Genomic DNA, 13,455 nt, shown 5'->3' with positions numbered 1-13,455 from the left:
TGCCCGCCCTTGCACGTTCTCAGAAGTCCCAGCGGCCGGTGACGGAGAGCGGCACGGAGACGCGGCGGCCGGTGTCGTTGATCGCGGCCAGACCGAGCCCGCCGATCGCCGAATCGTCGCCGGACAGATCGTCGATGTAGTTCACGCCGGCGGTGAGCTTCATGCTGAAGCGCTCGGTGAAGGGGACATGCACGCCGGCCTCGAGCCCGCCGCTGAGCGCCCAATCCTTCTTGTAGAACGGCGCATTCGGGATGGTGATCGCGGCGTCGGGAATCTCGAAGGTGGCCCGGATGTCATCGGTTTCGGTCGCACCCAGGCGCGCCGCGACGAACGGCCTGACCCGGCCACCGTCGCCGAAGTAGTGCCGGTAACCGACCTCCCAGGTGTACGCCTCGTAGCGCGAGAATCGGCCGAAGACGTCCAGCTCGGTTTCGAGCGCGGGCACGTAGGCGGCACCGACGCGCACGCGCCCGTCATCGGCGCGGGTCTCCTTGGCCTGAAGGAAGACTTCGCTGCGGTCGCTCAGTCCATAGCCGACTTCCAGGCCGAACGACTTGGCGGTGCCGTAGATCTGTTCGTGGCTGCGCGAACGGATCCGCAACTCCGCGCTGACGCCGGCGAGGTCGGGATTCAACGGGCCGAGATCCGCGACCGGCGCCACGGCGCCCGTGTGGACGTCGCCGCTGATCGGCCTGTCGGCGCCACCGAACACGGACATCGAGAATTTTCCCTGCTCGGGCCCCGCTGCGAATGCCGGCCCTGCGGCCATCAGCAGGGCAGCGCCAAGAAGTTTGATCTGCATGTGCCTCTCCCACCAGAACGGGTTGCGCCTACCCACTGTAGGCACGTCCTCTACGCGAACGCGGTGCAGGTGGATTCAACAGAACGCAGGACGTAAGCGCACTTTCAGAACGCTTCACGCGCGCTCCACGTGGCTGTACGCGATGGCCGTTCGTCGGCATCGCGCGCGCTCGGCAGGGCGATCGCATCCGATACGCATCGCCCCGCGTATGTCTTCCGCCAGACGCCGCGCGCCGTCTGCGCCGTGCCTCGCGAACATCGCTGTCCTGCGCGCGCCGGTGAAGGTTCTTCCCCTGAGTACTTACATCACAGGACATACGATCATGACCACGCTTCGACTCTGGTGTTACACCCTTGCGGCCGGTGCGCTCATCCCGCTCGCCGCCAGCGCAGCCCCCACCGTCAATACGCTCGGTGGCGATACCCGTGTCCACCTGTCCGGTGATCTGGTGGGTGCGCTCACCTCGCTGGGCGTGTCGGTGCGCGCGAGCTATCCCGCGCGACTGCGCGGCGCGCAGGCGTCCTTCCCCATTCCGGGTGGCGAACTGGATCTGGGCACCTTGAAGGGAGAAGTGGACCACGCGGGCGGACTGACCCTGCAGGCTGGGGACACCCAGGTCAATCTGAGCAGCTACACGATCGACACCACCGGGGCCACGCCGGTCCTCACCGGTCTGGTGAAGGTCAACGACAGCGTGTTCGGTCGATTGCCGCTGTTCGACATCGCGCTGGTGAGCGCACCGGTGGTGCGCGGCCTGCATGCCCGCGCCGGTTCCGTGCAACTGGACAACGTGCAACTCACCCTCAACGCCGACGCGGCGGCAGCCTTGAATGCGGTCTTCAATGTCGATGCGTTCCAGGCCGGCTTGCCGATCGGCACGGCACGCGTGCAGACCTACTTCTACGAGCCGGAACGTTGAGATATCGACGCACGGGGATGGCCGGGGGCGAACGACGCACCCGGCCAACGGGTTCGGGTAACGCGGGCGCGGTGCGATGGCCGCGGCTGCTCATCAATGTGGCGGGGAACCAGGCGGTCTGGTTCGTGGCGGTGATCGCCGCGTCGCACGGTCATGCGTGGCCGGGAGTGCTGGCGGCCGCGGTGTTCGTCGGCTGCCATGTGGTCACCGCGGCCGCGCCGCGCGTGGAGTTGAAACTGGTGGGCGCGGCATTGGCGTGCGGTGTCATGGTGGATGGCATCGCGGCGTCGCAGGGGTGGCTTCGCTATGCCGCGCCGCTGCCGGGAGGCGAGGGGTTGCCGCCCGTGTGGATCCTGGCGCTGTGGGCCTCGCTCGCCGTCACCCTCAACGTGGCGATGCGCAGCCTGCAACGGCGGCGTTGGCTGGGCGTGCTGGTCGGGGGCATCGGCGGGCCGCTGGCGTACCTGGCCGCGAGTAAAGGGTGGGACGCGGCGCGATTCGCGGATCCCGCGTGGCGGGGCATCGCCTGGCTCGCCGTGGCGTGGGCGATGGCATTGCCGGGCCTGCTATGGGCAGCGAGGCAGTGGAGCGCCGTCCCACCGGATAGCCATTGCAATGCCGATGCACCGGCCGACACGCGATGACAGCTTCAATCACTTCGTTGCAACGTTGAACACACAGGGAGACCAAAAATGACGCGTGGCCGACAGGCATCGGGGTTGGTGGGATGGATCGTGGCGTGTTACGCCGCCGCGGGCGTGGGCGCGCTGGCGTCCGTGGAGGCGAGGACCTTCTACGCGTCGCTGACGTTGCCCGTCTGGGCGCCGCCTGCGTGGCTGTTCGGTCCGGTGTGGACCGTGCTGTACGGGATGATGGCGCTCGCCGCCTGGATCGTCTGGCGCACGGGGGGCTGGGCACGTCGCAAAGCCGCGCTGACCGCCTTCGTGCTGCAGCTTGTCGTCAACGCGCTATGGAGCTGGCTGTTCTTCGGCTGGAAGCAGGGCGCGCTCGCCTTCGTCGACATCGTGCTGCTGTGGATCCTGGTCGCGTGGACCCTCACGGCGTTCTGGAAGATCCGGGTCATCGCGGGCGCGCTGCTGGTGCCCTACCTGTTGTGGATCACCTTCGCGGCCGCGCTGAACTACGCCGTCTGGCAGGCCAACGGCGCGGCATTGGGGGGGTGATGCAGGGGGCATGGGCTGCGTGTGAGCGGTGCCCCATGCCCGTGCCGTAGCCGCCATTTCGCTTGTGCGCCCCGCTGCAGACCCCGCGGAAGGGCCTGCTTTCTGTGACACAGCCCTCACTCCGGGGCATGTACACCGTGTAACCACGCATACACCATCATGCTGCGGGGCGGGCGGCCGCTAAGGCCGTCAGGAACAGGAGTAAGCGGGACCTTGATGGACAAGGGGCTGGTCGCAACCTACGTGCCGGAGTTGGTGGTCACCTCGTTCTTCGTGGCCGCCCTGGCCTCGTACGCCGCGCTGAAGACCACCGGCCGCGTGCGCGCCAGCGACCCGGTCGCCCGGCGCTGGTGGTTGGCCGGCGGCGCGCTGGCGATGGGCATCGGCGTGTGGTCCATGCACTTCATCGGCATGCTCGCCCTGCGCCTGCCGATCCGCCTGGGTTACGACATCGGCATCACCTTCCTGTCCCTGCTGCTGGCCGTCGCCGCCAGCGGCTATGCGCTGTGGCTGGTCACCCGCGACCACGTCGGCCGCGCGCGCCTCTTCAGCGGGGCAGTGGTGATGGGCATGGGCATTGCCGCCATGCACTACGTGGGCATGGCCGCCATGCGCATGAACCCGGACATCGTCTACCGCCCGGGCTGGTTCATCGCCTCCGTGCTGATCGCCATCGCCGCCGCCGGTGGCGCGCTGGCGATCGCCTATCGCCTGCGCGACGACGTGCACCACGAACGCCTGCATCGCGCCCTGGCCGCGGGCGTGATGGGCGTGGCCATCGTGGGCATGCACTACACCGGCATGGCCGCCGCGCATTTCCCCGAAGGCTCGATGTGCGGCGCCGCGCTGCGCGATGGCTTTTCGCCCGATTCGCTCGCCTGGCTGGTGGTGGTCATCAACGCAGCCGTGCTCGGCACCGCGATCGGCGCCAGCGTGCTGGACCGCCTGCTGCACGAACGCACCGCGCGGCTGTCGGCCTCGCTGCAACAGGCCAACCAGCAGCTCACCCACCTGGCCCTGCACGACGCGCTCACCGGCCTGCCCAACCGCCTGCAACTGGTCGACTACCTGCAGCAGCTGATCGTGCAGGCGCAGCGCGACGACAGTCGCTTCGCCGTGCTCTTCATCGATCTGGACGGCTTCAAGGGCGTCAACGACAGCTTCGGCCACCACGTGGGCGATGCGCTGCTGGTGCGCGTGGCCAGCACGTTGCGGCAGATGATCGCGCCCGGCGATACGGTCGCGCGGCTGGGTGGCGATGAGTTCGTCATGGCCGCGGCCGTGGGCGGCGCCAACGAAGCCACCGTGCTGGGCCAGCGCCTGCTCGCGCGGTTGGGCGAAGCGATGAAGCTGGAAGACCACGACGATGTGATGGTCAGCGCCAGCATCGGCATCGCGCTGTATCCCGGCGACGGCAAAGACCCCGACGCGCTGATGGCACACGCCGATGCGGCGATGTACTGCATCAAGGAATCCGGCCGCAACGGCATGGCGCTGTACGAGCCCTCGATGAGCGAAGGCGCGCAGGGCCAGCTGCAGATGACCTACGACCTGCGCCGCGCCTTGGAGCGTGGCCAACTGGTGCTGTATTACCAGCCGCAGATCCGCGCCCTCGACAACGGCCTGGCCGGCATGGAAGCGCTGGTGCGCTGGCAGCATCCGCGCCTGGGCCTGGTGATGCCGGACCGCTTCATCACCCTGGCCGAGCGGGTAGGGCTGATCGTCGAACTCGGCGCGTGGGTGCTGGACGAAGCCTGCCGACAGTGGGCCGCCTGGCAACGCGCCGGCGCGCGCGTACCCACCGTGTCGGTGAACCTGTCCGCGGCGCAGGTGCGCAGCGAAGATCTGGTCGCGCAGGTGCGCAACGCGATGCGTCGCCACGGTCTGCCGCCCGGCGTGCTGACGCTGGAGATCACCGAATCGATGGCGATGGTGGAACCCGAACGCACCGCCGGCGTGCTGGAAGAACTCGCCGAGGCCGGCGCGCGCATTTCGGTGGACGACTTCGGCACCGGCTATTCCAGTCTCTCGTACCTGGCGCACCTGCCGGTGCACGAGTTGAAGATCGACCGCCAGTTCGTGCGCCAGCTCGTGCCCGGTTCGCGCCACGCCGCCATCGTGCAATCGGTCGTGCACCTGGGCCGGCAACTGGGCCTGGACGTGGTGGCCGAAGGCGTCGAAACGCTGGAGCAGAAGCAACTGCTCGCCGGCATGGGCTGCACGCGCCTGCAGGGCTACCTGATCAGCCCGCCGCGCCCGGTGGAGGAACAACCCGAGCGCGCCGCCACCGTCGCGGCGTACGGCTTGCTGGGCTGAGGGATTCCCCGCTAACGGCGATAGGTCGCGCGTTTTTCCTGCAGCTTGCCCTTGCGTGTCACCACCAGGTGCGCGCGCAGCCAAGTGGCGAAGTCGGCTTCGCTGAGTGAGCCTTCAGAGAGGCCGATCATCATGGCGTACTTCTCTTCGTCGCTGGCGACAAGGTCGCCACCGTTGAGGCGGAGGAAGACCCGATAGCAAACGTGCGCGGTGCGCTTGTTGCCATCCACGAACGGATGATTGCGCGCCAGCGCATGCGCCAGGCTGGCGGCGAGTTCGGCGAGGTCGGGGGAGGGATCGCCGTAGGCATGACGTTGCTGCGGCCGGGCGAGCGCGCCCTCCAGCAAGCCGATATCGCGCACGCCGGTACCTCCGCCGTGTTCGGCCAACTGGCGGTCGTGAATGGCAAGGGCCAACGTCGTGCTGATCCACACGATCATGGAGCGGCTCACCGCGACAGGCGTGCGAGCAGCAAGCGTCGCCGGCGCATGACGCGTTCGGCGACCACGATCTGGCGTGCCAGCGCAGGCGGCAGGCGCGAGGGCTGAGGAGGTTTCTGCGTCATGGCATCGCCCTCACTGCGCCAGCTTGTGCAGTACCTGGCGATCCTCACGCATCACCTGTTCCGCGACCTCCATCTGCTCGGCGAGGGTGGGGTCGTACACGGTCAGGCGGATGCCGTCGGGCGTCTCCAGCGCATGCAGCTCGTCGCCTTTTTCCAGGCGCAGGCGGGCGAGCAGTTCCTTGGGCAGGATGACGCCGGCGGAGTTGCCGATGGTGGTGATCTTGAGCTTCATGGCGCGGGGTTCCGGGTGTTATAACGTGCGTTATACGCTCGCGGTCCCGCGCCCGCAACCCGTTCCGGAGCGCCCTATCCGGACAAAAAGAAAGGCGCCTGCGGCCTCGTCACCGCAGGCGCCCGGGGGCACCTGTCCCGGGGAGCAGGTGCGTCAGCGGTACACGCGCTCGCAACGGCGTTCGACGATGCGGTCGCCCTTGGTTTCCTGACTGTTGCCCTGGACCTTGCGGCCGATCGCACCGCCGGCGACGGCGCCGCCCACGGTGGCGACCTTCTTGCCGTTGCCGCTGCCCACCTGGTTGCCCAGCAGGCCGCCGATCACCGCGCCGATGGCGGTGCCGGCCACGCGGTTCGGGTCGCGGGTGTTCTTCTGCACTTCCACGTTGCGGCATTCCACTTTGCTGCCGTCGCTGAAGCGGCGACCCTCGTCTTCGGGGCCGTAGTAGCTGTTCTGCGCGGCGGCGGCCGAGATCACCGACAGCAGGCCGAACGACAGCACGAGGCGGGAGGTCTTCATGCGCTTCTCCTGGTGGGTATCGCGAGGCCAGCCTGCGCGCGATGTTGCGAACCCCAAGTGAAAGCCGCACGCGCGCATTCACCTGCCAGTGCACTGCCCGTGACGCGCGCGCGACAAACATGACCACGGACTGACGATGTCCCGTTGCGTTGACATCGGCGCCACACGGGCGCGCCTACGGTGTGCGCATCCATGGACGAGGACGCCGCCATGCACACCCCCGAAGAACTCGAAAAGAAGTTGTGGAAGGCGCTGAAGTCCGACCGCACGCTGATGCTGGGTTTGGACGGTGCGGAAGACGGACACACGCGCCCGATGACCGCGTTGCTCGAACACGAAGGCCGTGGCCCGCTGTGGATCTTCACCGCCACCGACAACCTGCTGGCGCGGCGTGCGACCACGCCGCAACGCGCCATCGCCACGTTCGCGTCGATGGGCCACGACCTGTTCGCCAGCCTGCAGGGCGCGCTGGTGCGCGATGACGACCGCGACGTGATCGAGCGGTTGTGGAATCCCTTCGTCGCCGCCTGGTACGAAGAGGGCAAGGACGATCCCAAGCTCGCGCTGCTGCGCTTCGATGCCGAGCACGCGGAAATCTGGCTCAACGAGCAGAGCCTGTGGGCCGGCATGAAGCTGCTGTTCGGCGTGGATCCCAAGCAGGCTTACGAAGACAAGGTGGCCGAGGTGAACCTGCGCGGATGACGCGCGGGCGCATGGGGTAGGCCGGAAGTCACGACTTCCCCAACGGCACCTGACTCCGGCCGCCGAACGGTGGCCGGATGCCGTGGCGCGGCCCGTGACAGGGAAAACCAACGCGCTGGAACAGGGGCCAGGCCGCGGTGATCACGCACCGGATGCCACGCCCCATGCTGCTGTACTCGCAAACTCACCTGCACAACCTGCTGGATCGACTGGAAACCAGCGATGCCCGCACAACCGGCCAGTTGGAAGCCCTCACCGTATGGGTGGCGGCGCTGGTCCAGACCCATCCCGACGGCCAGCAGTTGCGCGCCACCGCGCAGGCGTTGTCCGCGCGCAATCCTTTCCGCGCGCTCTGCCAGTACCAGGAAGAAGTGGCCGCCTACGACGCCACCTTCTGCCAGCTGCAATCGCTGGCCTCGTTGCCCGAGCCGTTGCCCCGCATCCGCCTGCCGCTGCCGCCGAACGTATGAAGCGGGTATCCCCCGATGCGGGCCGCCGTCGCGCGATGCGCGCGCGCCGCGGTTGCGAAGGCAGTGTGCCCGGGATCGCGCCGCTGTCGACCGCCGGTCTGTTGGCGATGGCCGTGATGGCGATGGGCGCAGCGACGGCGCCCGAAGTGCTGCTCGCGCTGCAGGACACGGCCTGGTACGAAGCGATGCCGGCAGACGATACGCACGCCGGATGAACCTTGCGGCCATCGCGCGCCTCCCCAGGGAAGGGGAGGCGCGCGGTGCGCATTCTGAAAGAAGAGGACACCGCGCCAGCGATCCTATCGACGGGGACGCACATGCAGCCGAGCTGGACGAAGCTAGGGCTTCGCACAACGGTGTCCTTGTGGTCGCCGTGGCTGTTCACCTGGATCCGGTTGGCCGCTGGGCGGCACCGACCACACGTGCAGTGTCGCGCGGCGTTCGCAAAGACCGCGTCAACGCAGGCGTGCACACCGCGCGAAACTGCGTGCGGGGTCACAGGTAGGCGTGAACATGCGCTGTCTCGTGGCGTGCTCACAGCCGACACACACAGCGCAGACGGATGGCGCCGCGCGCCACGCCGTGCTGGCGCGCGGCGTCATCGCGCAATCCCGCCACGATGGTGTCGGCCGGTGTCGCCTTGTCGTCGACGTGCGTCGCCACCTGGCCCCACGCGACGCGCTGTCCGCCGTCGTACACCTCGTAGTCGGCGAAGTAGTGGCGAACGGATAGGCACGCGTCCGCATCAGGTGCCGACGTGCACATCGCACTCGCATTCCGCGCACCCGAGTTGCTCGAGCGCGATTTCCAGCGCCAGCGCATAACTGCGCGCGCCGTAGCCATCGACCACCGCAAGACGACGGCCGGTGGCGGCGGGCAGGCTGCCTTCGTCGAGGGTGTCGTGTACCTCAACGTACGGGTGGGCGAGGCCCTGCACCGCACGTTGCAGCAGTGGATGATCAGTGAGCGCGCCCGGGTCGAGCAGGGTGGCGCGCACGCCCCATTCGTTGGCCAGGCGCAGGGCGGTAAGCACTTCGGTGGTGGAGCCGCAGCTGCGGACGGCGAGCGTCTGCCCGGCGCAGCCGGCGCGTTGCACGAGCGCACCAAGCACCGACGGCGGCAATGGCGGCGGTGGCGACGTGAGGGCGTCGTGGCGTTCAGGACCACGGATGACGAGGATGGACATGAGGGGCTCTGGTTCAGGCATGGAAGGGCTCCGTCGCCACAGGGCGAAGTCGGCGCAGGGCGATGTCCAGCGCCATCGCGTAGGCGCGCGGCAGGTCGTCGCGCAGGATCACGGTGACCAGTGGCGCGTGCTGCGGGTGCACGCGCGGTTCCAGTGCGTGCGCGGCATCGTCGTGCAGTTCGATGTAGGGCGTTGGCAATGCATCCAGCGCGTTGCGCACTGCCTGCGTATGGGACGCGTTCTGCAGCGCCAGGTCGCCGACATCGAGCAACAGCAGGTCCGCCTGCCCGGTGCGTGCGCGGCGCAGGCCGGCAAGGAGGCCGCGCAGCGTCGCGAATGCACGGCAGTGCAGCGCCTGCCCGGCGGCATGGGCGCGACTTCGCAGCGAAGGATCGAGTGGGGACGTTTCGGGGTGCGTGGCATGCGGGCCGCGCAGGATCAGGATGGACATGGAGCGGTTCGTGGCGCACGGCGTGTGCGGTGTGGCCACGTTAGGCCCGCGCCGCGTAACGTCGCCATGCGTTCCGGTCACGGACGCGTAAAGAACGCGTAGCGGTTCAGTGCAGCGCGATCAGCAGCACGCCCGTCAGGACAAGCAGCAGCGTCCCTGCGGCTTCGGTCGGGAATGCGCGGTGCCGAAGGCCACGACAGAGACTACCGGCGATGACCTGCGTCGTCGCGAGCATCGCCAGCAGATGGACGGCCACCGCCGCCAGCATCAGGAGCAGCGATCCGGTCGCGGTGATCGCGCCGGCCGGGCCGTTCGCCATGCAGAGCGGCAGCAGCGCCGGCACCAGCATCAGTCCGCTACCGTGCGCCGTGCCCATCGCGCAGGACCAGGCGGCCAGGCCGGCGTGCGACCGAGGCGCCACAGGGGGTGACGACCGCCGCCGCCAGCGCCACGCGGCGAGCGCGAGCAGGCCCGCACCCGCCAGCGGGTACAGCCGATCCGCTGCCCGCCACAGGCCCAGCATCACCAGCGCGACGACGAGCGCAACCGACATCGCGTGTCCGAGCGCGATCGGCAACAACGCGCGCCGCACGTCGCGCGTATCGCCGCTGCGCGTCGCGCGTGCCGCGGCGAACAGCCAGCCGTTCGCCGGACTCAGTCCGTGCAGCACGCCGAGGCCGGCGACCGCCAGCCACGGCCACCCCGCATCCGGCAGCGACACGGCGGCGCGGCTTCAGGGCTTGGCCGCGCAGCAGCCACCGGCAGAGACGGGGGCGGCGTCGTAGCGATCGTGGTGGCGCACCCACGCCATCGGATAGTCGTCGGCGTCTTCATCGCGACCGTACGGGGTGAGGTCGAGCAAGGCGTAGGTGTGCATCATCGTTTCCACGCCGCGGCCGTAGCGCGAGTAGGTATGGAAGACCTGGCCGGCGTCGTCGCGCACGAACACGCTGATGCCGGGCGCTTCCTCATGCGGGAACGGCTGGCGCGTGTAGTTGTAGTCCACCTGGCCGCGCGACATCTCTTCCTGGGTGAAGTTCACGCCGAAGTCGTGGTTGAACGAGGTGCCGAACGAGGACACCCACGGGAACGTCCACCCCATGCGGCGGCGAAATGCGTCGATGTCGGCCAGCGGTGCGCGCGAAACGGCGACCAGCGCCAGGTCGCGCTGGGCGAGGTGGGCCCGCGCACCGGCATGGTGATCGGCCATGAAGGAGCAGCTCTTGCAGCCCTGTTCCCAGCCGGGCGCGAACATGAAGTGCTGGACCATCAGCTGCCGGCGTCCGTCGAACAGGTCGGCCAGCGTGCGCGTGCCCTGCGGTGTGTCGAAGGTGTAGGGCGTTTCCACGCGCACCCAGGGCAGGGCGCGGCGTTCGCGCGCGATCTGGTCGTGCAGGCGGGTGAGTTCCTTCTCGCGCGCCAGCAAGGCAAGGCGAGCGGTGCGCCACGCGTCGTGGGTGACGATGGCGGGCGTGTCGTGTGCAAGCGTGTTCATCGCGGACTCCAGGCAGTGGGGGAAGCGGGCAGGCGTTGCCCGTGCCGGTGTCGTGACGGCACCGGAAATGCGGGGGAGGGGAAGGCGTGCCGCGCGATGCGGCGGATAGCTCAGGCGCGCGCGGGGCGACGCACGGCGCGCACCAGGCCACTGCGGCCGCCGCCGCAATAGAACAGGCCTGCGCCGTCGGATTCGAGGCCGCTGACGTGCACGCCGGGCGGCATCTCCAGGCGCTCCAGCACCTGGCCATCGCGCGGGTCGATATGCCGCAGGTCGCAGTCGTCGCCTTCCCACGTCCCGTGCCACAACTCGCCGTCCACCCAGCTGACGCCGGTGACGAAGCGATCGGATGCGATCGTGCGCAGCACCGCGCCGGTGGCGGGGTCGATCTGCACGATGCGGCGCTCGCGGTACTGGCCGACCCACAGGCTGCCATCGGCCCAGGCCATGCCCGAGTCGCATCCCAGGCCGGGCGCGGGAATCGACGCGACGACGGTGCCGGTGGCCGGATCGATCTTGTCGATGCGCGCCTCGGCGAGTTGGTACAGATGCGTGCCGTCGAATGCGGTGCCGGCGTCGGCCGGGCGCGGCAGGCTGCGCGCGATCTCGCCGCTGGCCGGATCGATGGCGATCAGGCGATCGCCTGTGGCCGCCCAGACATGGCGGCCGTCGTGGGTCACGCCGGCCACGCCGCTCTGGGTCTCGAACGGGCCGTATTCGCGGGTGATCTCGGCCGGGGCGACAAAGGCCTCCTTGCGCGTGGTGTCGTTCATGGCGTGCTCCTGATGTGCGGGGACAGGGCCAATCTACGCAGACGGTGGCGTGGCAGGGAGTAACAAGATCGTCGTGAATCCGGCGAGCGGCGGTGCGACCCAGCGTTGCGCGCGGGCACGGCCGATCGCGCGGACCTGGCCTGCAGCTTCCATCGCGGCGAGCGCGCGCTGTACCGAGCGCTGGCTGTCGCCGGTGGCCAACGCCAGCGCCGACGTGGACCAGGCCATGCCGTCTGCCAGCAGGCCGTGCAGCACGCCCTGTTCGCCTTCGACCGGCGGCGCCAGCACCATCACGCCGCGCGTCCCGTGCGGCGACAGCAGGAAACCACGCGCGGTCGCGGTGATGTCGGCGAACGGCGCCAGCAGGCGCCGCAGGCGCCCGATCTCCACGCGCAGGCGGGCGCGGTGCGTCTCGTCCGGGTCGCGCGTGCGGAACACGCGCGCGATCAGCGCATTGCGCTCGACATCCCCGGGCCAGCCCGCGGCGAGTGCGCGCAACAGCGCGAACAACACCGGGCGTCGCGCGAACGATTCCACGCCGGCGGTGTCGCGCACCGCGTGGCGCACCGCGTCGACGACGAGCGTCCCGGAGGCGAGCACGGCTTCCACTTCGTCCAGCGTGACCGGCTGTTCGTGGCCGGCGTGCAGGATGCGGGCGGCAGGCTGTTGCAGCAGGGATTCCACCTGTGCGATCTCAGCCGACAGCGCGGGGATACGCGCCTGGGCGGCGGCGGCCTGCGCGCGTTGCAGTGCCGAACGCGCATCGCGCGTGCGCAGCGAGCGCAGCGCGATCTCGGCGGCGGCCAGCGCGGCCAGCGCATGGTGCGCGGCGGGCGCGCCTTCGAGATCGAGCGCGCCCAGCGCGGCACGCGCGGTATCCAGTCGGCCCAGCAGCAGGTGGCGGCGCAGGGCGATCAGTTGCGCATGGCGCGCGTTGGCATGATCGCCACGCGTGGCCAGCGCCTGCGCGGCGTCGTCCAGCCGCTGCGGCGACGCGGTGAACTCGCGCAGGGCGAGCGCGACTTCCGCTTCGGCCACCACGCAGCGGGCACGTGCCAGCGGCTCGCGTGGACCGAAGCCGCGCGCAGCGCGTTTCAGCAGGTCGCGCGCACGCGCGTAGTCGCCGAGTTGCGCCATCGCGATGCCGCGCAGCGCCAGCGCGGCGGGATCTTCGCGCCAGCCCACGTGCTTGAGGGCGCCCAGGACATCGCCGGACGTCAGGGCCCGGCCGGCGGCGGCGATCAGGGAATCCATGCCGGCAGCCTACCGCGTGGCGCGGTCATCGTCGCGGGCGGCCTTATTCCGCTTCCAGTTCCTTGCGCATGCGCGCGTAGTCGCGGCGGTACTGGCGGGCCAGCTGCGCTTTCTTCGTGGCGCTGAGGATGCGGCCGGAGACCTGGAAGAATTTCTTCTCTTCCTCGCGCAGGTGGTGGTGCACCTTCTCCGACAGCGCGCGCGCTTTCTTCAGCCAGGCGGCATGGCGCGGGTCGAGGGCCTGGATGTCTTCGACGAGTTCGTCGATCTCGTGGTGTTCGTGCAAGGCGTGGCGCGAGGAATTCAGGCCGCGGTCGTCCATCAGGATGGGCACGTAGAGGAAGCGTTCCTCGGCGGCGGCGTGCGCGGCCAGTTCGATGCGCAACGCGGTGAACAGGTCCAGCCGCTCGCGCGTGCCCGGCTTGGAGCGCAGTACGCGGCGGCACAGCGCGCGTTGGGCTTCGTGGCTTTCGTGCAGGGCGTCGTAGATGGACTCGGGCATGGCGCGCTCGCGATGGCTGGCGGAATGGCAGCCTCCCTCACGCGCTGTCGAGGCCGCGTTAACGGCGCCTCGCGGACACTCGTTG

At 69.3% G+C, this 13,455-nt stretch carries 19 protein-coding genes; 7 read left to right on the top strand and 12 right to left on the bottom strand.

Translation table 11 applies throughout. The annotated features are described in order from the left end of the window. Positions 1 to 19 precede the first annotated feature (19 nt). Positions 20 to 802 (bottom strand): hypothetical protein, encoded by a 783-nt coding sequence (locus tag ACSION_RS14365; RefSeq protein WP_435306448.1) that lies wholly within the window; start codon positions 800 to 802, stop codon positions 20 to 22. 322 nt (positions 803 to 1,124) lie between these two features. Here ACSION_RS14365 and ACSION_RS14360 point away from each other — a divergent pair, with 322 nt between their 5' ends. The 4 genes from ACSION_RS14360 to ACSION_RS14345 all read left to right on the top strand — a co-directional run bounded on the left by ACSION_RS14360 (position 1,125) and on the right by ACSION_RS14345 (position 5,221). Continuing rightward, the gene (locus ACSION_RS14360) at positions 1,125 to 1,721 is read left to right on the top strand and encodes a hypothetical protein (RefSeq protein ID WP_435306447.1); all 597 of its coding nucleotides are present in this window, start codon (positions 1,125 to 1,127) and stop codon (positions 1,719 to 1,721) included. Between the two features lie 71 nt (positions 1,722 to 1,792). Further along, the gene (locus tag ACSION_RS14355) at positions 1,793 to 2,365 is read left to right on the top strand and encodes a DUF2878 domain-containing protein (protein ID WP_435306446.1); all 573 of its coding nucleotides are present in this window, start codon (positions 1,793 to 1,795) and stop codon (positions 2,363 to 2,365) included. 48 nt (positions 2,366 to 2,413) lie between these two features. Beyond that, a complete protein-coding gene (locus tag ACSION_RS14350; RefSeq protein ID WP_435306445.1) occupies positions 2,414 to 2,905 on the top strand; it encodes a TspO/MBR family protein in 492 nt (163 codons plus the stop codon). A 216-nt stretch (positions 2,906 to 3,121) separates the two neighbouring features. After that, the gene (locus tag ACSION_RS14345) at positions 3,122 to 5,221 is read left to right on the top strand and encodes a putative bifunctional diguanylate cyclase/phosphodiesterase (RefSeq protein ID WP_435306444.1); all 2,100 of its coding nucleotides are present in this window, start codon (positions 3,122 to 3,124) and stop codon (positions 5,219 to 5,221) included. Between the two features lie 11 nt (positions 5,222 to 5,232). Here ACSION_RS14345 and ACSION_RS14340 read toward each other — a convergent pair whose 3' ends face one another. From ACSION_RS14340 to ACSION_RS14330, 3 genes are all read right to left on the bottom strand, one after another. Next, positions 5,233 to 5,661, bottom strand: coding sequence for a type II toxin-antitoxin system death-on-curing family toxin (locus ACSION_RS14340; protein ID WP_435306443.1), 429 nt, complete (start codon positions 5,659 to 5,661; stop codon positions 5,233 to 5,235). 135 nt (positions 5,662 to 5,796) lie between these two features. Then, positions 5,797 to 6,018, bottom strand: coding sequence for an AbrB/MazE/SpoVT family DNA-binding domain-containing protein (locus tag ACSION_RS14335; RefSeq protein ID WP_435306442.1), 222 nt, complete (start codon positions 6,016 to 6,018; stop codon positions 5,797 to 5,799). 153 nt (positions 6,019 to 6,171) lie between these two features. Continuing rightward, the gene (locus tag ACSION_RS14330) at positions 6,172 to 6,537 is read right to left on the bottom strand and encodes a glycine zipper 2TM domain-containing protein (protein ID WP_435306441.1); all 366 of its coding nucleotides are present in this window, start codon (positions 6,535 to 6,537) and stop codon (positions 6,172 to 6,174) included. Between the two features lie 210 nt (positions 6,538 to 6,747). Here ACSION_RS14330 and ACSION_RS14325 point away from each other — a divergent pair, with 210 nt between their 5' ends. The 3 genes from ACSION_RS14325 to ACSION_RS14315 all read left to right on the top strand — a co-directional run bounded on the left by ACSION_RS14325 (position 6,748) and on the right by ACSION_RS14315 (position 7,924). After that, positions 6,748 to 7,239, top strand: coding sequence for a pyridoxamine 5'-phosphate oxidase family protein (locus ACSION_RS14325; protein WP_435306440.1), 492 nt, complete (start codon positions 6,748 to 6,750; stop codon positions 7,237 to 7,239). Between the two features lie 164 nt (positions 7,240 to 7,403). Then, positions 7,404 to 7,709 (top strand): hypothetical protein, encoded by a 306-nt coding sequence (locus ACSION_RS14320; RefSeq protein ID WP_435306439.1) that lies wholly within the window; start codon positions 7,404 to 7,406, stop codon positions 7,707 to 7,709. Beyond that, positions 7,706 to 7,924, top strand: coding sequence for a hypothetical protein (locus ACSION_RS14315; protein WP_435306438.1), 219 nt, complete (start codon positions 7,706 to 7,708; stop codon positions 7,922 to 7,924). Before ACSION_RS14320 ends, ACSION_RS14315 begins: the two co-directional genes overlap by 4 nt. Positions 7,925 to 8,243: 319 nt before the next feature. Here ACSION_RS14315 and ACSION_RS14310 read toward each other — a convergent pair whose 3' ends face one another. The 8 genes from ACSION_RS14310 to ACSION_RS14275 form a co-directional block, all read right to left on the bottom strand. Then, on the bottom strand, positions 8,244 to 8,474 hold the full coding sequence (locus tag ACSION_RS14310; protein WP_435306437.1) for a hypothetical protein: 231 nt from the start codon (positions 8,472 to 8,474) through the stop codon (positions 8,244 to 8,246). Next, positions 8,455 to 8,895, bottom strand: a complete 441-nt coding sequence (locus tag ACSION_RS14305; protein WP_435306436.1) for a 3-dehydroquinate dehydratase — start codon at positions 8,893 to 8,895, stop codon at positions 8,455 to 8,457. Before ACSION_RS14305 ends, ACSION_RS14310 begins: the two co-directional genes overlap by 20 nt. A 13-nt stretch (positions 8,896 to 8,908) precedes the next feature. Further along, positions 8,909 to 9,346 carry a hypothetical protein gene (locus ACSION_RS14300; RefSeq protein ID WP_435306435.1) on the bottom strand — a complete coding sequence of 146 codons (438 nt, stop codon included), beginning with the start codon at positions 9,344 to 9,346 and terminating at the stop codon, positions 8,909 to 8,911. A 106-nt stretch (positions 9,347 to 9,452) separates the two neighbouring features. Then, on the bottom strand, positions 9,453 to 10,067 hold the full coding sequence (locus ACSION_RS14295) for a hypothetical protein (RefSeq protein ID WP_435306434.1): 615 nt from the start codon (positions 10,065 to 10,067) through the stop codon (positions 9,453 to 9,455). A 12-nt stretch (positions 10,068 to 10,079) separates the two neighbouring features. Continuing rightward, positions 10,080 to 10,841, bottom strand: a complete 762-nt coding sequence (locus ACSION_RS14290) for a DUF899 domain-containing protein (protein WP_435306433.1) — start codon at positions 10,839 to 10,841, stop codon at positions 10,080 to 10,082. A 110-nt stretch (positions 10,842 to 10,951) separates the two neighbouring features. Further along, positions 10,952 to 11,614 (bottom strand): glutamine cyclotransferase, encoded by a 663-nt coding sequence (locus ACSION_RS14285; protein WP_435306432.1) that lies wholly within the window; start codon positions 11,612 to 11,614, stop codon positions 10,952 to 10,954. A 33-nt stretch (positions 11,615 to 11,647) separates the two neighbouring features. Next, the gene (locus ACSION_RS14280) at positions 11,648 to 12,868 is read right to left on the bottom strand and encodes a helix-turn-helix domain-containing protein (RefSeq protein WP_435306431.1); all 1,221 of its coding nucleotides are present in this window, start codon (positions 12,866 to 12,868) and stop codon (positions 11,648 to 11,650) included. 43 nt (positions 12,869 to 12,911) lie between these two features. Beyond that, complete coding sequence (locus ACSION_RS14275; RefSeq protein ID WP_435306430.1) at positions 12,912 to 13,370, bottom strand: hemerythrin domain-containing protein; 459 nt, start codon at positions 13,368 to 13,370, stop codon at positions 12,912 to 12,914. Positions 13,371 to 13,455: the final 85 nt, after the last annotated feature.

This window comes from Pseudoxanthomonas sp. LjRoot125, from assembly GCF_964252705.1.
Classification (GTDB): Bacteria; Pseudomonadota; Gammaproteobacteria; order Xanthomonadales; family Xanthomonadaceae; genus Pseudoxanthomonas_A.
This window is presented reverse-complemented; position numbering and strand designations above follow the sequence as displayed.